Annotated in this window: 16 protein-coding genes; 15 read left to right on the plus strand and 1 reads right to left on the minus strand. The window is 60.7% G+C overall.

Annotated features, from left to right (window positions below; all coding sequences use genetic code 11):
• Positions 1–37: 37 nt before the first annotated feature.
• On the plus strand, positions 38–1,753 hold the full coding sequence (recJ, locus tag BUB69_RS07195) for a single-stranded-DNA-specific exonuclease RecJ (protein WP_073163857.1): 1,716 nt from the start codon (positions 38–40) through the stop codon (positions 1,751–1,753).
• 111 nt (positions 1,754–1,864) lie between these two features.
• The gene (locus BUB69_RS07200; RefSeq protein ID WP_073163860.1) at positions 1,865–2,971 is read left to right on the plus strand and encodes an NADH:flavin oxidoreductase/NADH oxidase; all 1,107 of its coding nucleotides are present in this window, start codon (positions 1,865–1,867) and stop codon (positions 2,969–2,971) included.
• Positions 2,972–3,096: 125 nt separating this feature from the next.
• On the opposite strand, the gene BUB69_RS07205 is transcribed toward BUB69_RS07200, so the two are convergent.
• A complete protein-coding gene (locus BUB69_RS07205) occupies positions 3,097–5,196 on the minus strand; it encodes a response regulator (RefSeq protein WP_073163865.1) in 2,100 nt (699 codons plus the stop codon).
• A gap of 305 nt (positions 5,197–5,501) precedes the next feature.
• Between BUB69_RS07205 and BUB69_RS07210 the strand changes: the two genes are divergently transcribed.
• The 13 genes from BUB69_RS07210 to BUB69_RS07270 all read left to right on the plus strand — a co-directional run bounded on the left by BUB69_RS07210 (position 5,502) and on the right by BUB69_RS07270 (position 20,649).
• Complete coding sequence (locus BUB69_RS07210; protein ID WP_073163868.1) at positions 5,502–6,242, plus strand: tellurite resistance TerB family protein; 741 nt, start codon at positions 5,502–5,504, stop codon at positions 6,240–6,242.
• 307 nt (positions 6,243–6,549) lie between these two features.
• Entirely contained in the window at positions 6,550–8,172 is a 1,623-nt protein-coding gene (locus BUB69_RS07215) for a methyl-accepting chemotaxis protein (protein WP_073163871.1), read from the plus strand.
• Between the two features lie 9 nt (positions 8,173–8,181).
• The gene (locus tag BUB69_RS07220; protein ID WP_073163874.1) at positions 8,182–8,718 is read left to right on the plus strand and encodes a chemotaxis protein CheW; all 537 of its coding nucleotides are present in this window, start codon (positions 8,182–8,184) and stop codon (positions 8,716–8,718) included.
• Positions 8,715–9,989: a CheR family methyltransferase gene (locus tag BUB69_RS07225; RefSeq protein WP_073163877.1), complete on the plus strand. Its 1,275-nt coding sequence runs from the start codon at positions 8,715–8,717 to the stop codon at positions 9,987–9,989. Before BUB69_RS07220 ends, BUB69_RS07225 begins: the two co-directional genes overlap by 4 nt.
• A complete protein-coding gene (locus BUB69_RS07230; protein WP_073163880.1) occupies positions 9,989–10,678 on the plus strand; it encodes a chemotaxis protein CheW in 690 nt (229 codons plus the stop codon). Before BUB69_RS07225 ends, BUB69_RS07230 begins: the two co-directional genes overlap by 1 nt.
• Positions 10,675–13,038 (plus strand): hybrid sensor histidine kinase/response regulator, encoded by a 2,364-nt coding sequence (locus BUB69_RS07235; protein WP_073163883.1) that lies wholly within the window; start codon positions 10,675–10,677, stop codon positions 13,036–13,038. Before BUB69_RS07230 ends, BUB69_RS07235 begins: the two co-directional genes overlap by 4 nt.
• Positions 13,035–14,045 carry a chemotaxis response regulator protein-glutamate methylesterase gene (cheB, locus tag BUB69_RS07240; protein WP_073163886.1) on the plus strand — a complete coding sequence of 337 codons (1,011 nt, stop codon included), beginning with the start codon at positions 13,035–13,037 and terminating at the stop codon, positions 14,043–14,045. Before BUB69_RS07235 ends, cheB begins: the two co-directional genes overlap by 4 nt.
• 45 nt (positions 14,046–14,090) lie before the next feature.
• On the plus strand, positions 14,091–15,095 hold the full coding sequence (locus tag BUB69_RS07245) for a response regulator (protein WP_073163891.1): 1,005 nt from the start codon (positions 14,091–14,093) through the stop codon (positions 15,093–15,095).
• Positions 15,096–15,243: 148 nt separating this feature from the next.
• Positions 15,244–16,339, plus strand: a protein-coding gene (gene prfB, locus BUB69_RS07250; RefSeq protein WP_122697295.1) for a peptide chain release factor 2 whose coding sequence is annotated in 2 segments (ribosomal slippage) — positions 15,244–15,315 and positions 15,317–16,339 — 1,095 coding nt in all. Because the reading frame shifts where the segments join, the coding sequence is not laid out codon by codon here.
• Between the two features lie 123 nt (positions 16,340–16,462).
• The gene (lysS, locus tag BUB69_RS07255; protein ID WP_073163899.1) at positions 16,463–17,965 is read left to right on the plus strand and encodes a lysine--tRNA ligase; all 1,503 of its coding nucleotides are present in this window, start codon (positions 16,463–16,465) and stop codon (positions 17,963–17,965) included.
• Positions 17,966–18,041: 76 nt separating this feature from the next.
• Complete coding sequence (locus BUB69_RS07260) at positions 18,042–18,767, plus strand: TetR/AcrR family transcriptional regulator (RefSeq protein WP_032610477.1); 726 nt, start codon at positions 18,042–18,044, stop codon at positions 18,765–18,767.
• Between the two features lie 25 nt (positions 18,768–18,792).
• Positions 18,793–19,338, plus strand: a complete 546-nt coding sequence (locus BUB69_RS07265) for a hypothetical protein (RefSeq protein ID WP_073163903.1) — start codon at positions 18,793–18,795, stop codon at positions 19,336–19,338.
• 33 nt (positions 19,339–19,371) lie between these two features.
• Entirely contained in the window at positions 19,372–20,649 is a 1,278-nt protein-coding gene (locus BUB69_RS07270; RefSeq protein ID WP_073163906.1) for a flavohemoglobin expression-modulating QEGLA motif protein, read from the plus strand.
• The last annotated feature ends 144 nt before the right edge of the window (positions 20,650–20,793 follow it).

A 20,793-nucleotide genomic window follows, 5' to 3' on the forward strand; every position in this document is an offset into this window, starting at 1 on the left:
CATTTACTGACCCATCGAAGAGAATCAGCTGACCCGCATGCGCATCGAACCTCGTCTGTTGCCCGACACCCTGCCATTCCTCGGCGATCTTCCACCGCTGCTCACTCGTCTGTACGCGGCGAGGGGCGTGGCGTGCGAGGCCCAGCTGGACAAGAGTCTGGCGCGCCTGATCCCTTATCAGCAGCTCAAGGGCATCGACGCTGCCGTTGACCTGCTCGTGACGGCACTTCGCGAGGGCCAGCGCATGCTGATCGTTGGCGACTTCGATGCCGATGGCGCGACCGCCAGCACGGTTGGGGTACTGGGCCTGCGATTGCTGGGCGCAGCCCACGTCGATTATCTGGTGCCGAACCGTTTCGAATACGGTTACGGCCTGACGCCGGAGATCGTCGAAGTCGCGCTGCAGCGCGAACCGCAGTTGCTGATCACCGTGGACAACGGCATCTCCAGCGTCGAAGGCGTTGCGGCGGCCAAGGCGGCAGGTCTGCACGTGCTGGTCACCGATCACCACTTGCCAGGCCATGAGCTGCCCGCCGCCGACGCCATCGTCAATCCCAACCAGCCTGGCTGCACGTTCCCCAGCAAATCACTGGCGGGCGTGGGGGTGATTTTCTATGTGCTGATGGCGTTACGCGCACGTCTGCGTGATACCGGCTGGTTCGAGAGCAATCAGCGTGCCCAGCCCAATCTGGGTGAACTGCTGGATCTGGTCGCATTGGGCAGCGTGGCGGACGTGGTGCCGCTGGATGCCAACAACCGCATTCTGGTGCATCAGGGCCTGATGCGGATCCGCGCCGGTCGTGCGCGTCCGGGGTTGCGCGCGATTCTGGAAGTGGCCCGCCGCGAGCCGTCACGCATCACGTCCACTGACCTGGGGTTCATCCTTGGCCCACGCCTGAATGCCGCCGGACGTCTGGATGACATGAGCCTGGGGATCGAGTGCCTGCTGTGCGATGACCCGACGCTGGCGCGGGAAATGGCCGTGCAACTGGACGAGTTGAATCAGGACCGCAAATCCATCGAGCAAGGCATGCAGCGCGAAGCACTGGCTCAGCTCAAGGACCTGCCGCTGGAATCGATGCCGTTCGGCTTGTGCCTGTTCGAGCCGGACTGGCACCAGGGCGTGATCGGTATCCTGGCCTCGCGACTGAAGGAGCGCTATCACCGCCCGACCATCGCCTTTGCCAGCGCGGGGGAGGGCGTGCTCAAGGGCTCGGCTCGCTCAGTGCAGGGCTTTCATATTCGTGATGCACTGGATGCTGTGGCGGCGGCTCATCCGCACCTGATCAGCAAGTTTGGCGGACACGCCATGGCCGCGGGCTTGTCCTTGCCTGAAGAGAACTTTGCGGCCTTCGCCGAGGCGTTCGATCAGGAGGTGCGGCGTCAGCTCGACGAACAGGACCTGACCGGGCGTCTGCTGTCGGACGGCTCCCTGGCGGTCGAAGAGTTTCATCTGGAACTGGCCCGTGCGCTGCGCAACGCCGGTCCCTGGGGCCAGCATTTTCCCGAGCCGTTGTTTCATGGCGTGTTTCAGCTGGTGGAACAGCGGGTGGTCGGAGAACGCCATTTGAAAATGGTGCTCAAGACCGAGTGCGGCAGCGTCAAGCTCGACGGTATTGCGTTCAGCGTGGACCGTGATATCTGGCCCAACCCTAACATCCGCTGGGTCGAGCTGGCCTACAAGCTGGATCTCAACGAATTTCGCGGCAATGAAACCGTGCAACTGATGGTGGTGCACATCGCGCCACGTTGAGAATGCGCTGGAACCCGTCAGGCTCATGGGTTGTCGACTAGGCTCTGTTCCCTGAAAGCTGCTCACTGAAAACGAGCCGGGACACCCGAATTTACAACATGAGAGGTTGCCATGAGCCTGCTGCTTGAGCCGTATACCCTGCGTCAATTGACCCTGCGTAATCGCATCGCCGTATCGCCTATGTGCCAGTACTCCAGCGTCGATGGTCTGGCTAACGACTGGCACCTGGTGCATCTGGGCAGCCGTGCCGTTGGTGGCGCAGGGCTGGTGATCACTGAAGCCATGGCGGTGACGCCTGACGGGCGTATTACCCCTGAAGACCTCGGTTTGTGGAACGACGAGCAGATCGAGCCGCTGCAACGCATCACGCGTTTCATCACTGCACAGGGTGCTGTAGCCGGTGTGCAACTGGCGCACGCCGGACGCAAGGCCAGCACCTGGCGTCCATGGCTGGGCAAGCATGGCAGTATCCCCGAAAGTGAAGGCGGCTGGACCCCGGTCGGTCCTTCGGCGATTGCTTTCGATCCACAGCACACTGCACCGGTGAAGTTGAGCGAAATCCAGATTCAGGAGCTGATCAAGGCGTTTGTCGATGCGGCGCGACGTTCATTGACGGCGGGTTTCAAAGTGGTCGAGATCCATGCGGCGCACGGCTACCTTCTGCATCAATTCCTGTCGCCGCTGAGCAATCAGCGCACGGATGAGTACGGCGGTTCGTTTGAAAACCGCATTCGCCTGACCTTGCAAGTGACCGAGGCCGTTCGCTCGATCTGGCCGGAAGAGCTGCCGCTGTTCGTGCGTGTTTCGGCGACTGACTGGGTGGAAGATGGCTGGAACCCGGATGAAACCGTGGAGCTGGCGCGCCGTCTCAAGGCGTTGGGCGCAGACCTGATCGACGTGTCGTCGGGCGGCACCGCCGCGCATGCGGAAATTCCGGTCGGCCCGGGGTACCAGACCCGCTTTGCCGAACGCGTTCGCAAGGAGTCCGGGATTGCGACCGGTACAGTGGGCATGATCACTGACCCCGCACAGGCAGAGCACATCCTGCGTACCGGGCAAGCGGACATCATCCTGCTGGCCCGCGAGCTTCTGCGCGACCCGTACTGGCCGCTGCACGCCGATGATGATCTGGGCGGGCGACTGGCCACCTGGCCCGCTCAATATCAGCGCGCCACGCATCGGGATCAGCCGATTCACGAGTCTGATCTTCGGGACTGAGGGAAGGGCCGCCTGGCGCGGTAGCGTGGGAGATGCAGTCGTGTCTGTGACACGGCGGCACCTCGCTCAAAACGTACAGCCGTTTTTCTTCAGTGGCTGGCGTTTTTCATGACCGGCAGCCTGGGCTACAACCGTTCATTGGCACTCTCCAGCAATTCAGCGACCCGTGCGGTCAGCGCCGCGATGGAGAAGGGCTTGGGCAGAACGTACATGCCGGGCTCAAGTGTGTCGTGCGCCAGTGCCGCATTTTCGGCGTAGCCGGTCACGAACAGGATTTTCAGATCCGGCCGCACTGACCGAGCCGCGTCGGCTACCTGGCGACCGTTCATGCCACCCGGAAGGCCGACATCGGTAATCAGCAGATCAATCGCAGCCTTCGATTGCAGAATGACCAGTGCCTCGGCGCCGCGCTCGGCTTGCAGCACCAGGTAACCCAGCTCCTCAAGCACTTCAGTGATCAGCAGGCGTACCGCCAGTTCATCGTCGACAACCAGTATCGTCTCGCCACCGGCACTGATCGGCGCCGGCAGGATGAGGTTGCTGTCCGGTTCGGGCAGTTGCGCTTCACCTTCGAACATCGGCAGGTAGATGCCGAGTTTCGAGCCTCGCCCGACCTGCGATTCAATGCTCACGCCGCCGCCCGACTGGCGGGCAAAGCCATAAATCATCGACAGGCCCAGTCCGGTGCCCATGCCAATAGGCTTGGTGGTATAGAAGGGATCGAACGCCCGTCCGATGACGTCCCTTGCCATTCCGGTGCCGGTGTCGCTGACGGTCAGCTCAACGTAACGTCCCGCTGTCAGTTCGTAGCGCGCGGCAGAAGCCGCGTCCAGATGACGGTTGGCGGTTTCGATCAGCAGTCGGCCGCCGTCAGGCATCGCATCCTTGGCATTGATGCACAGGTTGAGCAGGGAGTTTTCCAGCTGGTGCTGATCGACCATGGTCGACCACAGGCCTCGTGAGGGACGTACCTGCATGTCGATGGACGGCCCGACCGTGCGCCTGATGAGTTCGTCCATGCCAGCGACCAGTTGATCGACGTCTGTCGACTTAGGTGCCAGGGTCTGACGGCGTGAAAACGCCAGCAGACGGTGGGTCAATGAGGCGGCCCGGCGTGAGCCTTCCAGTGCCGAGCCGATGTATCGATCCAGCTCGGAGAATCGTTCCTGCTTCACACGTGACTGCAGCAGCTCGATGTTGCCGGTCACGCCCATCAGCAAGTTGTTGAAATCGTGCGCGAGCCCTCCGGTCAGTTGCCCGACGGCCTCCATCTTTTGTGACTGACGCAGTGCTTCTTCAGTGAGCCGCAGTGCTTCAATGCGCTGTTTCTCATCGGTCAGGTGCTTGCCCAGCGCAAAAATCACGCCGTTGCCGGGTGCCGCGGTCCAGCCAAACCAGTGGTAGGTGCCGTCGACGTGCTGGTAGCGGTTTTCGAACAGCGGCAGCACGTGATGAATGGTATGCGTCAGGGCGTTCTGCGTGCTGGCGACGTCGTCAGGATGCAGCAGGTTCAAGATCGAGGTGCCGACCAGTTCGTCTTCCGTCCGGCCCAGGATTGAGGTCCAGGCCGGATTAACGCGCAGGAATATGCCGTTGAAGTCGAGCATCGCCAGTGGGTCGGGCGAAATCGTCCAGAATGTATCGAGCTCCAGCGTGCGTGCTTCAAGCTTTGCGGTCTGCTGTCTTTCCAGCTCGATCAATTGCTTGATCAGGTCCCGCCGTTTGTGTTCGCTGTCCTGAAGTGCCCGCTGATCCAGCACATGCCGCGTGGTTTCGTTGGTCGCGCAGAGTATGCCCACGGTCACGCCATGCTCATCGATCAACGGCGAGAACGAAAACGACCACCAGGTCTGTTCGATTTCTCCGTAGCGGGCCATGGTCAGCGGCATGTCTGTCCAGCGCCCTGGCTGGCCACTCAGCGCCTGCTCGACCAAGGGGGCCACCTGATCCCAGACATCGGCCCATAGCTCCTGTACCCGCGCACCGATAGCATGCGGCTTGCGCGGGCCGAGAATCGGTGCATAGGCGTCATTATGGAAGAAGATCATCTCCCGACCCCACAGCACGTACATCGACTCCGGGCTGTTCAGGATCAGATTCAGTGCATGCTTGAGCGTAGAAGGCCATTGGGCCATGGGGCCGAGTGAGGTCTGGCTCCAGTCCATGGACCTGATTACCCCGGCTGCTTCGCTGGTGCCTACCGGGAAACCAAGATGTGATATCACTTCAGGCAAGCTCCTGATGGGCTACTGGGTTGCATATAAGTATCCACGAGCGTTAGCGGTATTAACGACCCATTCAAAGGAATGCCCTGTATTGTCCTCTCTTTTGAGGCTCACACGAACTGACCGTTTTAATCAGGCAGGGTTGCACGGTCTTCACGACGGCCTGTCAGCCGCTTCTGCTTCTTTATCACGCTCGCCATTACGCTCGTCTGCAACATCTGGAAGCACACCCGTGAACAGCGTTTAGCGACATCGCGCCGTGTTTCGGGTCAATTGTTTTATCTGACAACCCTCTGGAGGTTTCTGTGAATACGCGTGGCTTACTCGATCAGTTGCTCAAGTCTGGTCAGAACCTGTTGCAGGACAAGGCAAGCGGCAAGCCCGGCAAAGCGTCATCGGGCAGTGATTCGTTGATGAACGGGCTGGGCAGCCTGCTCGGCAGCGGCAAGAGTGGCGGGCAGGGCGGACTTGGCGGGCTGCTTTCAGGCGCTGGTGGCGGGGCGCTGGCCGCCGGTGCCATGAGCCTGCTCAAAGGCAAGCGCTCTCGGGGCATGGGCGGCAAGGTATTGACCTACGGCGGCCTGGCCGCGTTGGGTGTGCTGGCTTACAAGGCTTACAACAATTGGCAGGCCAGCCAGGGCATGACCGGCCAGCGCGAGCCGCAGACCATTGACCGCCTGCCTGAGTCCGAAGCCGAGTTGCACAGCCAGGCGATACTGCGCGCGCTGGTCGCCGCCGCCAAGGCTGACGGCCACGTCGATGAGCGCGAGCGCGAGTTGATCGAAGGCGAGTTCAACAAGTTGAGCACCGATCAGACGTTGCAAAGCTGGTTGCATGCCGAGTTGAACAAGCCGCTGGATCCCGCTGAAGTCGCCCGAGCGGCCACTACACCGGAAATGGCTGCAGAAATGTACATCGCCAGTGTGATGCTGGTGGATCAGGAGCATTTCATGGAACGCGCCTATCTGGATGAGCTGGCACGTGCGTTGAAACTGGAACCCGGCCTTAAGGCCGAGCTGGAAGCGCAGGTCCGGGACGCGCAGTAAGGCTGTATTGAAGTGCCTGTCGGAGCGCGATCCCGTCAGCGCCCCGACAGCGCATTCCCGACGCCTATGCACGCCAGCGTTATCGCTTCGATAGTTAGCTTTATTGCACCTGTTCAAACCCTTCTTATTGCGCCCAAGTGCAGGTTTCGTGCTGTAAATCCGGGCGTGTTAAAACCGCCTTTGATTTCATTTTCACATGACACGCTAATGTATAGAACGCTGGGCTATACTCACGCGGCTTGGACCGTCTGTCGGTCCACTTCTTGAACACGGCCGGATGCCGTTGTTGAACTCCTGAGGGCTGACTGTGAAGAACTGGACCTTGCGCCAACGAATTCTGGCGAGTTTTGCCGTCATCATTGCAATCATGTTGTTAATGGTTGTTGTGTCTTACTCCCGCCTGTTATCCATCGAGTCCAGCGAAGAACAGGTTCGTCTCGACGCCTTGCCGGGCGTTTACTACAGCACGCTGGTGCGCAGTGCCTGGGGCGAGAGTTATATCCGCACGCTTGAACTGATCGGCGAAGGACAGGGCCGCGCCCTGACCAAACAGGAAAAGGATCAGTTCCAGGGATTTGACGATGCGCTGCAGACCCAGATGGACGGTTACAAAAGGTCTATCTTCGATGATGCCGACAGGGCCAGCTTCGCCGTCTTCGAAAAACGCCGCGAAACATACTCCCGACTGCTCGCCGAAGTTCATAACAAATTCGAGCGTGGCGACTATTCCGGCGCACGCGCAGAATTCTACGGCGAGGCCAATCCGGTCTGGAGTGACGGTCGCAAGCAGCTCAATGAGTTGATCGTTGCCAACAAGCAATTGGCGGACCGCGCCACTGACAACATCGTCAATGCCGTGCTTGGCGCCAAGATCAGCATGGTCTTCTCCCTGTTGATCGCGGTCATGGCTGCCGCGGCGTGCGGTTTGCTCCTGATGCGTTCGATCATCGCGCCAATGCAGCTCATTGTGCGGATTCTGGAAACCATGCGCACTGGCGACCTCAGCTCGCGTCTCAGCCTGTCGCGCAAGGACGAGTTCAACGTGGTTGAAACCGGCTTCAACGACATGATGACCGAGTTGACCGCACTGGTCGCCCAGGCCCAGCGCTCCTCGGTCCAGGTCACGACTTCGGTCACTGAAATTGCCGCCACGTCGCGCCAACAGCAGGCAACGGCCACTGAAACCGCTGCAACGACCACTGAAATCGGCGCTACTTCGCGTGAAATCGCCGCGACGTCCCGCGATCTGGTGCGCACCATGACCGAAGTCACGTCGGCCGCAGACCAGGCCTCGATTCTCGCCGGTTCCGGTCAACAGGGGCTGGCGCGCATGGAAGACACCATGCATCAGGTGATGGGCGCTGCCAATCTGGTCAATGCCAAGCTGGCAATCCTCAACGAGAAGGCTGGCAACATTAATCAGGTCGTTGTGACCATTGTCAAAGTGGCTGACCAGACCAACCTGCTGTCGCTGAACGCCGCCATCGAGGCCGAGAAGGCCGGCGAGTACGGACGTGGTTTTGCCGTGGTTGCCACCGAAGTACGTCGCCTTGCCGATCAGACGGCTGTCGCCACCTATGACATCGAGCAGATGGTGCGCGAAATTCAGTCCGCCGTGTCTGCTGGCGTCATGGGCATGGACAAGTTTTCCGAGGAAGTACGTCGCGGCATGTACGAAGTCACCCAGGTCGGCGAGCAGTTGTCGCAGATCATTCATCAGGTCCAGGCGCTGGCCCCGCGGGTGCTCATGGTCAACGAAGGCATGCAGGCGCAAGCCACGGGTGCCGAACAGATCAATCAGGCGCTGGTGCAACTGGCCGATGCCAGCAGCCAGACCGTCGAGTCATTGCGCCAGGCCAGTTTCGCCATTGACGAGTTGAGTCAGGTGGCGGTCGGGCTGCGCAGTGGCGTTTCGCGATTCAAAGTCTGAGCATCGCCCATGATGGATCAATCGCCCAGGCGTAACGTTGCGCTGCCCGCTTCCAACAAGCTGTTCCTGCTGTTTTGTATCGGCGAAGACCGCTACGCGCTGGAAGCGACCGAAATCGCCGAGATATTGCCTCGTGTGAAGCTCAAGGCCATTGCCCAGGCGCCGCACTGGGTGGCGGGTATTTTTGCGCATCGGGGCGAGATCGTCCCGGTGATCGACATCAGTGCGTTGAACTCCGGCCAGCCTGCCAAGGCGCGCACCAGTACGCGTATGGTGCTGGTGCACTATCGGCATGACGATCAGCATCCGGCTCAACTGCTGGGCCTGATTCTTGAGCAGGCCACCGAGACCCTGCGCTGTCCGGCTTCGCAGTTCAAGGAGTACGGACTGGACAATCGCCTGTCGCCTTATCTGGGGCCTGTGCGGGAAGACGAGCAGGGCCTGCTGCAGTGGATTCATGTGCAGGAGCTGCTGAGCGAGCCGGTTCGCGAATTGCTGTATCCGGTGCCGCCGCTGGATCTGGAATTGCTCGAGGATGCGTCATGACGGACGACTCGCGTTTTTTCAGCTTCCTCAAAGAGCGTATCGGGCTGGATGTGACCTCGGTCGGCGAGGCCATCATCGAACGTGCCCTTCGCCAGCGAGAGGCCAGCGCGCACTGCTCAGACAGCGATGCTTACTGGCACCTGCTGGTGACATCGGCCAAGGAACAGCAGGCGTTGATCGAGGCGGTCATCGTCCCGGAAACCTGGTTTTTCCGTTACCCGGAGTCCTTCGCGACACTTGGCAAGCTGGCGCGCGAGCAACTGGACAGGCTCGCGGGCGCACGTCCTCTGCGCATCCTCAGCTTGCCCTGCTCGACTGGCGAGGAGCCGTACTCCATTGCGATGGCGCTGATCGATGCCGGCATGGGGCCCAGGCAGTTCAAAATCGACGCCATTGATATCAGCCCTATCTCCATCGCGCGGGCCAAACATGGCGTTTATGGCAAGAATTCCTTTCGGGGCAGCGACCTGGGTTTTCGCGAGCGGTTCTTCAACCCGGTCGCCGAGGGGTTCGAGATAGTCGGTCAGGTACGCGATTGCATCGAGTTTCAGCCTGGAAACCTGCTGGACCCCAAGCTCGCCACGCAGACGGCCTACGACATCGTGTTCTGCCGCAATCTGGTGATTTACTTCGATCGTCCGACGCAACAGCACGTGTTTCAGGTTCTCAAGCAACTGACCCGGGAAGACGGCGTGCTGTTCATCGGGCCGGCAGAGGGCAACCTGCTGTCCGCCATCGGCATGCGCTCACTGGGCATCGCCCAGTCCTTCGTGTTTCGTCACGCGCCACCGGAAAAGCCCGTTGCATTCACCCTGCCTGCGCCGGTCAGCAGCCCTGCACCGCGCCCGGTGCCTGAACCCCTGGCGCGCCCGCCCGTCTCGAAGCCCGTTTCGCGAAACTCGACTGCCTTTGCGCCCAGTGTCAAATCCGCCGCACCGACGGGTAACACGGAAAGCGCGACGCTGCTGACCACGATTGCCAGCCTGGCCAATGAAGGTAAAAGTGTCGAAGCCCGCGCTGCCTGTGAGCGTTATCTGCAGCAGCATGAACCTGTCGCTCAGGTGTTCTACTGGCTGGGGTTGCTCAGTGAAGTGGAGGGGCGTGTGGCCGAGGCCCAGGGCTTTTACCGCAAGGCGCTTTATTTGCAGCCGCAGCACTCTGAATCGCTGGCTCAACTGGCCGCATTGCTGGCCGCGCAAGGGGACAGCGCGGGTGCCCGTCGACTGCAGGACCGCGCAGCGCGCGGCGCGAATAAACAAGGAAGCCACTGATGACGGGCGCGTTCGGTTTTTCAGGCATTACCCATGATCAGGCCCAGGACATCGACGACTGCTGGAACCGTATCGGCATTCACGGCGACCGCTCGTGCCCGTTGCTCGAAGATCACATCCATTGCCGCAACTGCTCGGTCTACTCGGCAGCGGCGACACGCCTGCTCGATCGTTATTCACTGGCCCAGGAACGTCACGAACATTTCCAGGGATCGGTCTTGCAGCGCGATATCAAGACGCGCTCGATTCTGGTCTTTCGTCTGGGCGAGGAGTGGCTGGGGCTGGCATCGCGCTGCCTGTCGGAAGTGGCCCCGGATCAGACCATCCACTCCCTGCCGCATCAGCGCTCGCGCGCCTTGCTGGGGGTCGCCAATGTACGCGGCGCACTGGTGGCCTGTATTTCGCTGGTCGAACTGCTGGGTCTGGACAGCAACCCGGTCGCGGCCCACTCTGCCCGAACGGTGCCGCGCATGCTGATTCTGGCAGCCGAAGGCGGGCCGGTTGTGGTGCCAGTGGATGAGGTGGAGGGTATCCATGCCATCGACGAGCGCGAGCTGGAGGCCGCTTCGGCGTCCGGCACGCATGCGAATGCGCGCTTTACCCGGGGTGTGTTTCTGTGGAAGGACCGCAGCCTGCGGTGGCTCGATGAAGAACAGTTGCTGTCGGCGGTGCACCGGAGCCTTACATGACGCCAGATCAAATGCGCGACGCCTCACTGTTCGAACTGTTTACGCTGGAAGCCGATGCGCAGACTCAGGTTCTGAGTGCGGGTCTGCTGGCGCTGGAGCGTAACCCAACCCAGGCCGATCAACTGGAAGCGTGCATGCGCGCGGCCCATTCGCTCAAGGGTGCAGCGAAGATTGTCGGGGTCGAGTTCGGGGTCAGCGTTGCGCATGTGATGGAGGATTGTCTGGTCAGCGCGCAGGAGGGGCGGTTGCTCCTTCAGCCCGACCACATCGACGCCCTTTTATCCGGCACCGATCTGTTGATGCGCATCGCCACACCGGGCGGTAACAGCGTCGGCCAGCCCGATATCGATGCCTATGTCGAAAAGTTGAACACATTGCTGAGCTCCGGTGCCGGGGCGGCGCGCACCGTCAGCGTGCCGATGCCCGACCCGCTGCTGGCCAGCGCCTTGCAGCTGCTTGAAGATTCGGCTGCATCGGAGTCGATAGCTGAATCGACGGTTGCCCCGTTGCCTGGTGGTCCGGCTCCTGAGCAAGCGCCTGCCGTGGCTGAGAAACCTGAACCTGAAGCCCGTTCCTCCGGGCCGCTTCGCGAGCGCCGGGTCACCGAAGGTGGCGAGCGGGTGCTGCGAGTCACCGCCGAGCGCCTCAACGGTCTGCTGGACATGTCGAGTAAATCCCTGGTCGAGACCCAGCGTCTCAAGCCGTTGCTGGCCGGGATGCAACGCCTCAAGCGTCTGCAAAGCAGCAGTGATCGTGCCCTTGAAGTGCTGGGGGCCAGCTTTGGCGAAGGCGGCCTGAATGCCGACGCGCAGAAAGCCCTGGAAGATGCGCGTAGCCTGTTGTCTCAGGCGCAGCAGATGCTGGCTCAGCAGACTGCCGAGCTGGATGAATTCGGCTGGCAGTCCGGGCAGCGAGCGCAGTTGCTGTATGACACCGCGCTGGCCTGCCGCATGCGGCCCTTCGCCGATGTGCTGGTCGGTCAGGCGCGCATGGTGCGTGACCTGGGGCGCGAGCTGGGCAAGCAGGTTCGTCTGCAGATCGAGGGCGACAAGACCCAGGTCGACCGGGATGTGCTGGAAAAGCTCGAAGCTCCGTTGACACATCTGCTGCGCAATGCGGTCGATCATGGTATCGAATCGCCGGAAAAACGCCTTGCACAGGGCAAGGATTCCGAAGGTCTGATCCGCCTTCAGGCTTCACATCAGGCTGGTCTGCTGGTGGTGGAGTTGAGCGACGACGGCGGCGGCGTGGATCTGGAACGGCTTCGCCAGAGCATCGTGCAGCGTAACCTGTCACCTGCCGCAACCGCTGCCCAGTTGAGCGAAGAGGAACTGCTGAGTTTTCTGTTTCTGCCTGGCTTCAGCATGCGCGACAAGGTCACTCAGGTGTCCGGGCGCGGCGTGGGCCTCGATGCCGTGCAGCATATGGTTCGCCAGATGCATGGCAGCGTCGAACTGCAGCAATGGGCGGGCGAGGGCAGTCGTTTCAGAATCGAGTTGCCACTGACGCTGTCCGTCGTGCGCAGTCTGGTGGTCGAAGTCGGTGGCGAAGCCTATGCCTTCCCCTTGGCCCACATCGAGCGCATGCGCGATCTGCAGCCCGATGACATCGTCCAGCTTGAAGGGCGACAGCATTTCTGGGATGAAGAGCGCCACGTCGGTCTGGTGTCGGCCAGTCAGTTGTTGCACCGGCCTTCGTTGCAGGATGCTGGTGAAGCGCTCAAGGTCGTGGTCATTCGCGAGCGTGACGCGGTGTATGGAGTGGCGGTCGAGCGCTTCATCGGCGAGCGCACGCTGGTGGTGATGCCGCTGGACGCGCGGCTGGGCAAGGTGCAGGACGTTTCGGCCGGGGCGCTGCTCGACGACGGGTCGGTGGTGCTGATCATCGACGTGGAAGACATGCTGCGCTCCGTCGAGAAGCTGCTCAATACCGGGCGTCTGGAGCGTATCGACCGGCGTAACCGCCAGATCGACAGCGTGTCGCGCAAGCGTGTGCTGGTCGTCGATGACTCGCTGACGGTGCGTGAGCTGGAGCGCAAGCTGCTGGTCGGTCGCGGCTACGAAGTGGCGGTTGCCGTCGATGGCATGGACGGCTGGAACGCGCTGCGCGCTGAAGATTTTGACCTGTTGATTACCGACATCGACATGCCACGCATGGACGGTATCGAACTGGTCACCCTGTTGCGTCGGGATACCCGGCTGCAATCGCTGCCTGTAATGGTGGTTTCCTACAAGGATCGAGAGGAAGATCGACGCCGCGGGCTGGATGCGGGTGCCGATTACTATCTGGCCAAAGCCAGTTTCCATGATGATGCCTTGCTCGACGCTGTCGTCGAGCTGATAGGGGATGCGCAGGCATGAAGATCGCTATCGTCAATGACATGCCCATGGCTGTCGAAGCACTGCGTCGGGCGCTGGCTTTCGAGCCCATGCATCAGGTGATATGGGTGGCGGGCAATGGTGCCGAAGCGGTGCGCTCCTGCGCCGAGCAAACGCCTGATCTGATCCTGATGGACCTGATCATGCCGGTCATGGATGGTGTCGAAGCCACGCGCCAGATCATGGCCAGTACACCGTGCGCTATCGTCATTGTCACAGTGGATCGCGAGCAGAACGTGCATCGCGTCTTCGAGGCCATGGGCTACGGTGCGCTGGATGTGGTGGACACGCCGGCCATCGGTGCAGGCAATCCCAAGGAAGCGGCGGCGCCGCTGCTGCGCAAGATTCTGAATATCGAGTGGCTGGTGGGACAGCGCAGCACCCACGAACGTGCGGTGGCGACACCTTTGCGTGAAGCGGTCCGGCGTGACAGGCTGGTGGCCATCGGCTCGTCAGCGGGTGGTCCTGCCGCCCTGGAGATTTTGCTCAAGGCCCTGCCGCCGACCTTTCCGGCGGCAGTCGTGTTGGTGCAGCATGTCGATCAGGTCTTTGCCGCAGGCATGGCCGAGTGGCTGTCCACCGCGTCCGGGCTGCCTGTGCAACTGGCCTGCGAGGGGCAGGTGCCGCAACGTGGCAAGGTCCTGCTGGCGGGCACCAATCATCACATCCGTCTGCTTAAAGGTGGCACGCTGGCGTACACGGCCGAGCCGGTGAACGAAATTTACAGGCCCTCTATCGATGTGTTTTTCGAAAGTGTGGCTCGCTATTGGAGTGGAGATGCTGTGGGCGTTTTATTGACGGGCATGGGGCGTGACGGTGCGATGGGGCTCAAGGCAATGCGTGAGCGCGGATTCCTGACCATTGCTCAGGATCAGGCAAGCTCTGCCGTCTATGGCATGCCCAAGGCAGCGGCTGCCATCGACGCCGCCGTCGAGATCCGTACGTTGACGGCCATTGCCCCGCGCCTTGTAGAGGTATTCGCTCAATGACTTTCCAGGTGAACTCACTGCAGCCCGGTGAGCAGGAGAAACGACATGCTTGATGTGCAGGTGGACGACATCAAAACCCCGGATGAAAACTCTGCGATGGTGCTGCTGGTCGACGATCAAGCCATGATCGGTGAAGCGGTAAGGCGTGGTCTGGCCAACCAGAGCTCGATCGACTTCCACTTCTGTGCCGATCCGCATCAAGCCATCGCCCAGGCGGTCCAGATCAAACCGACGGTCATTCTGCAGGACCTGGTGATGCCTGGCCTGGACGGTCTGACCCTGGTGCGCGAATACCGGAGCAATCCGCTGACGCGCGATATCCCGATCATCGTGCTGTCCACCAAGGAAGACCCGCTGATCAAGAGCGCAGCCTTTGCCGCCGGCGCCAATGATTACCTGGTCAAGCTGCCGGACAACATCGAGCTGGTCGCGCGGATTCTCTACCACTCGCGCTCATATCTGACCCTGTTGCAACGCGATGAGGCCTATCGCGCCTTGCGCGTCAGCCAGCAACAGTTGCTCGACACCAATCTGGTGCTGCAACGCCTGATGAACTCCGATGGCCTGACCGGGCTGTCGAACCGTCGCCATTTTGACGAGTACCTCGAACTGGAATGGCGTCGGGCGACCCGCGACCAGACGCAGTTGTCGCTGCTGATGATCGACGTTGATTACTTCAAGGCCTACAACGACAGCTTCGGGCATCTTGAAGGTGACGAGGCGTTGCGTCAGGTCGCCAAAGCGATTCGCAACAGTTGCAGCCGGCCGTCCGATCTGCCCGCCCGCTATGGTGGCGAAGAGTTTGCGATGGTGTTGCCCAACACGTCTCCGGGCGGTGCGCGCTTGATCGCAGAGAAACTGCGCCAGAGCGTCGTGGGCATGAACATCCCTCATATCGCGCCCGCCGAGGGAGCGCATCTGACCGTCAGTATCGGGGTGGCGACCGTAGGGCCGCAGGTCGGGCTGAACAGTCGACAGCTCATTCTGGATGCCGACAAGGGGCTGTATGCGGCCAAGAACAATGGTCGCAATCAGGTGGCGGTAGGCTGACCGGACACCCGTGCAGGTGTCCGCGGACCTCTGTACACCGTATCGCTGCAAATAGGCGTCACAAGGCGTGCTCGACGGGCTGCCTTCATGGCGCTGCCTGGGGTATACTCGTCGGCTTTGAAAATTTCGCCTGCGAGTGCTGCCTACCATGGAAATCAACCCGATCCTAAACAGCATCAAGGATTTGTCCGAGCGCTCCGAAACCATTCGGGGGTATCTTTGACTACGATCACAAACATGATCGTCTGACCGAAGTCAACCGCGAGCTCGAAGATCCAAACGTCTGGAACAACCCCGAATACGCACAGAACCTGGGCCGCGAGCGTGCCTTGCTGGCGCAGATCGTCGACACGCTCGATGAAATGACGTCCGGGCTGGCCGATGCCAAGGACCTGTTGCTGATGTCGGCCGAAGAAGAAGACCAGGCGGCCGTCGATGACGTCGCTGCCGAAGTCGAGCGCCTGCGTGAGTCGCTGGAGAAGCTGGAATTCCGTCGCATGTTCAGCGGCGAGATGGACCCGAACAACGCTTACCTGGACATCCAGGCCGGTTCCGGCGGTACCGAAGCACAGGATTGGGCCAACATCCTGCTGCGCATGTACCTGCGCTGGGCTGACAAGCGTGGTTTCGATGCGACCATCATGGAACTGTCCGCTGGCGAAGTCGCCGGTATCAAGGGCGCGACCGTACATATCAAGGGTGAATACGCCTTTGGCTGGCTGCGCACCGAGATCGGCGTGCACCGTCTGGTGCGCAAAAGCCCGTTCGACTCCGGCAATCGTCGCCACACCTCGTTCTCGGCCGTGTTCGTGTCGCCGGAAATCGATGACAACATCGAAATCGACATCAACCCGTCGGACCTGCGCATCGACACCTACCGTTCCTCCGGTGCCGGTGGTCAGCACGTAAACACCACTGACTCGGCGGTCCGTATCACTCACGTACCGACCAACACCGTGGTCAGCTGCCAGAACGAACGTTCCCAGCATGCGAACAAGGACACCGCCATGAAAATGCTGCGGGCCCGTTTGTATGAGCAGGAAGTGCAGAAGCGCAATGCAGCGTCCCAGGCGCTGGAAGACACCAAGTCCGACATCGGCTGGGGTCATCAGATTCGCTCCTACGTACTGGATGCCTCGCGCATCAAGGACCTGCGGACCAACATCGAACGCAGCGACTGCGACAAAGTGCTCGATGGCGATCTTGACGAGTACCTGATCGCAAGCCTCAAACAAGGGCTGTAATGCACGCTTCGCAGGGGCCGCACCGTAGGTGCGACCCTTTGCAAGCGTCCGGGACGGCTATCGGCCTCGCCCGCGAACCCGGATGAACCGGGGCAACGAACCTGTGATGGAATGACTGAAAACATGAGCGACCAACAACTCGACCCGCAAGCCCTGCAACAGGAAGAAAACACCCTGATCGCCCTGCGCAAGGAAAAGCTTGCTGCCGGCCGCGCCAAGGGTCAGGCCTTCCCGAATGACTTCCGTCGCGACAGCTACTGCAACGATCTGCAGAAGCAGTACGCCGACAAGACCAAGGAAGATCTGGCTGCGGCAGAGATTCCGGTCAAGGTTGCCGGTCGCATCATGCTCAACCGTGGCTCGTTCATGGTGATCCAGGACATGACCGGTCGCATTCAGGTCTACGTCAACCGCAAGACGCTGCCTGAAGAGACGCTGGCCGAAGTCAAGACCTGGGACCTGGGCGACATCATTGCCGCCGAAGGCACCCTGGCCCGCTCCGGCAAGGGCGATCTGTATGTCGAAATGACAACCGTGCGCCTGTTGACCAAGTCGTTGCGTCCGCTGCCGGACAAGCACCACGGCCTGACCGACACCGAGCAACGCTATCGCCAGCGCTACGTTGACCTGATCGTCAACGAGGATGTGCGCGAGACCTTCCGCGTGCGTTCGCAGGTTATCGCTCACATTCGCAGCTTCCTGATGAAACGCGACTTCCTGGAAGTCGAAACGCCGATGTTGCAGACCATTCCTGGCGGCGCGGCAGCCAAGCCGTTCGAAACCCACCACAACGCGCTGGACCTGGAAATGTTCCTGCGTATCGCGCCTGAGCTGTACCTCAAGCGGCTTGTTGTGGGTGGATTTGAGAAGGTCTTCGAGATCAACCGCAACTTCCGTAACGAAGGCGTCTCGACCCGGCACAACCCCGAGTTCACCATGCTCGAGTTCTACCAGGCCTACGCTGACTACGAAGACAACATGGACCTGACCGAAGAGCTGTTCCGCGAACTGGCTCAACTGGTTCTGGGCACCACCGACGTGCCTTACGGCGACAAGGTGTTCCACTTCGGCGAGCCGTTCGTACGCCTGTCGGTGTTCGACTCGATCCTCAAGTACAACCCCGAGCTGACCGCAGCCGACCTGCAGGACGTCGACAAGGCTCGCGCCATTGCCAAGAAGGCCGGCGCCAAGGTGCTGGGCTTCGAAGGTCTGGGCAAGCTGCAGGTGATGATTTTCGAAGAACTGGTCGAGCACAAGCTGGAGCAGCCGCACTTCATCACCCAGTACCCGTTCGAAGTTTCGCCGTTGGCCCGTCGCAACGACGACAACCCGAACGTGACCGATCGCTTCGAGCTGTTCATCGGTGGTCGTGAAATCGCCAACGCCTATTCCGAGCTCAACGATGCCGAAGACCAGGCCGAACGCTTCCAGGCCCAGGTGGCCGACAAGGATGCGGGCGACGACGAAGCCATGCATTACGACGCCGACTTCGTGCGTGCGCTGGAGTACGGCATGCCGCCAACCGCCGGTGAGGGGATCGGTATTGACCGCCTGGTGATGCTGCTCACCAACTCGCCGTCGATCCGGGACGTGATCCTGTTCCCGCACATGCGCCCGCAAGCGTAGTGAAAAAAAGAAAGCCGCCTCGAATGGGCGGCTTTTTTTTGGGTCTTTTTCAGGACGATTTTATAAGGAATACGGTGTGACGATTGCCAGAGAAGGGGCTGCCGGCGTAGCGAGCGCGGTGGCCAAGAGTGTCAAGTACCAAGGTCGCAAGACCAGCCGGGAGGGCAGTGAGCAGCGCAGGCAGGTGATTCTCGACGCCGCCATGCGCATCGTGGTGCGAGATGGCGTGCGGGCGGTGCGACACCGCGCCGTCGCCGCCGAAGCCTGCGTACCGCTGTCTGCCACCACGTATTACTTCAAGGACATTGATGACCTGCTGACCGATGCGTTCGCCCAGTATGTGCAGCGTAGCGCCGATTATCTGGTCAAGCTGTGGCAGAACACCGAGGTCATGCTGCGCGACATGATGGCGCGCAGTTCCGGCAGCCCCAGCGACCGATTTCGCCTGGCCGACGACATTGCCCGGATGGTCATGGAGTACATCCGCCATCAACTCCTCACCCGCCGCGATGCATTGATTGCCGAGCAAGCGTTCTATCACGAGGCGCTGATCAATCCGCGTCTTACCCCGCTGGTCATGGCGCACCAGGAAATTCTGTTGCAGGGCAGTTGTCAGTTTTTCCAGGTGATCGGCTCGTTGCAGCCTTATCAGGACGCGCAAGTGTTGACGGGGCTCATCCGCCGGATGGAATATCAGGGTCTGCTTCATGGCCCGCAGCGTCAGGCGGACGAAGAAATCCTCTGTATTCTCACCCGCCAGATGCGTCTGGTGCTTGGAACCCCTCAACCGGTTCGAGGGTGACGAAACCTCTGTTCAGGAGAACCCCATGAAGAGCTGGCGCGTGATTTTTGCGCTGTCGTTCCTGTTGCTCAGTGGCTGTCTGGTGACCTTCAAAGACCCGATTCCCGCTCGCGATGCCGCGCCGCCCGGATTACTGGGGCACTGGACCAGCAAGAATGCCTGGGGCGAACCTCTGGAACTGGATGTTTCGCGTGCCGGGGTCAACAGCTACAAGGCCGTGAGTTATCGCAAGGGCGACAGGCGTCACGGCGATGACTACACGGTGACCGTGGCGCGCCACGGCAGCCGCTGGTATCTGTCTGCAAATCTCCCGGACAAATACGGTGCTCATTACGGCCTGGGTGGGTTCGAGCTGACCGTTAACGGCGAACTGGTTGTCTATAGTCTGGACATGGACCGCGTCGGTCAGTGGGTCGAGCAGAACAAGCTCGACGGTCAGTCAATCGAGAGTGAAGCGGGCAAGGGCATTCTGATTACCAGTTCGCTTGAACAGGTATTCGGTTATCTCGACGATCCCGCCAACTCCGATGTTTTTCTAGAGGTCGCGCGCTACCAGCGCGCCGTCAAGTAGTAGGGCGATAGCCCGCCAGCCAAGGAGTACCGGGTGGACGAGTACCAACAGACTATTCGTGTTTTATCGGATCGAATTGTTGCCGCGCAGACACCGATTCGCGTGCTGGATGCGGTGAAGTGGGACGACACGGTCCGCCGGGACTTCCTCACTGCCAAAGGCAAGGTCATGCCTGCCGTGGATCGTGCGTATTACGAGAATCGCCCACTGGGCTTCGACTCTAGCGCTCTCAAGCAGGAATTCCAGAACATCGAGCGCGACGTCACGCGCCAGTTGGGGCAGTTCAATCCGGTTGGGCAGATCATGCGCCGGATGTGCCGGGAATACCGCATGGTAATCCGCATGCTTGAAGCGCGTGGCACACCCGACTTCGGGCTGATCTCTCAGGAATTGTACGGCGCGGCCTCCGATGCGTTTCACGCGGGCGATCCCACATTGGCCGATCTTGGGCTGATGCTTTCCGACTACCTGAATAACATCGCCGGACGTGGCGACCTTAAGGACGAACCGAAAATCCTGACGGCCAAGGACGCCGTGGCCTTGCTGCAATCGCGCCTGAACCGGGTGTTCGGCGAGGCTGAAGAAACCATCCGCGTTTTCGAATCCGACGGTATTGTGGCCGATGCGGCGGCGGGCGCGGATTACATCAAGATCCGCAGCGACGCGATGTTCAACGAGCGCGACGTGCGAGCCCTGGAAGTCCACGAAGGTCTGGTGCATGTCGGCACCACGCTTAACGGCCAGAACCAGCCGATCTGCACCTTTCTGTCCAAGGGGCCGCCGTCCTCGACTGTGACCCAGGAAGGTCTGGCGATCCTCATGGAAGTCATCGCCTTTGCGTCCTATCCCAGCCGTCTGCGCAAGCTGACCAACCGCACACGTGCCATTCACATGGCCGAAGAAGGCGCGGATTTTCTGCAGGTGTTCGAGTTCTACCGCGAACAGGGTTTCGGCATGCCGGAAAGCTATGGCAATGCCAGCCGGGTGTTTCGTGGTTCGGTGCCGAACGGGCTGCCGTTCACCAAGGACTTGTCGTATTTGAAAGGCTTCATCATGGTCTACAACTACATTCAGCTTGCGGTGCGCAAGGGCAAGCTTGAACAGGTACCGCTGTTGTTCTGCGGCAAGACCACACTGGAAGACATGCGCACCCTGCGCCAACTGGTCGATGAAGGTCTGGTGGTCGCTCCCAAATACCTGCCCGAACAGTTCCGTGACATGAATGCGTTGTCGGCCTGGATGTGCTTCTCCAACTTCCTCAATCACCTGAGTCTGGATCGCATCGAGGCGGACTACTCGAATATTCTCTGATAAAGCCCGATCACTTCCACGCTCCTGCGTTACACGCAAGTCTGCAGCAACCAATGGATTGTGGGAGGCGGCTTGCCGGCGATGCGTCTTTTGAAGCGACATATAAGTGATTGGGCTGACGCTATCGCCGGCACGCCGCCTCCC

The organism is Pseudomonas asturiensis (assembly GCF_900143095.1).
GTDB classification, from domain to species: domain Bacteria; phylum Pseudomonadota; class Gammaproteobacteria; order Pseudomonadales; family Pseudomonadaceae; genus Aquipseudomonas; species Aquipseudomonas asturiensis.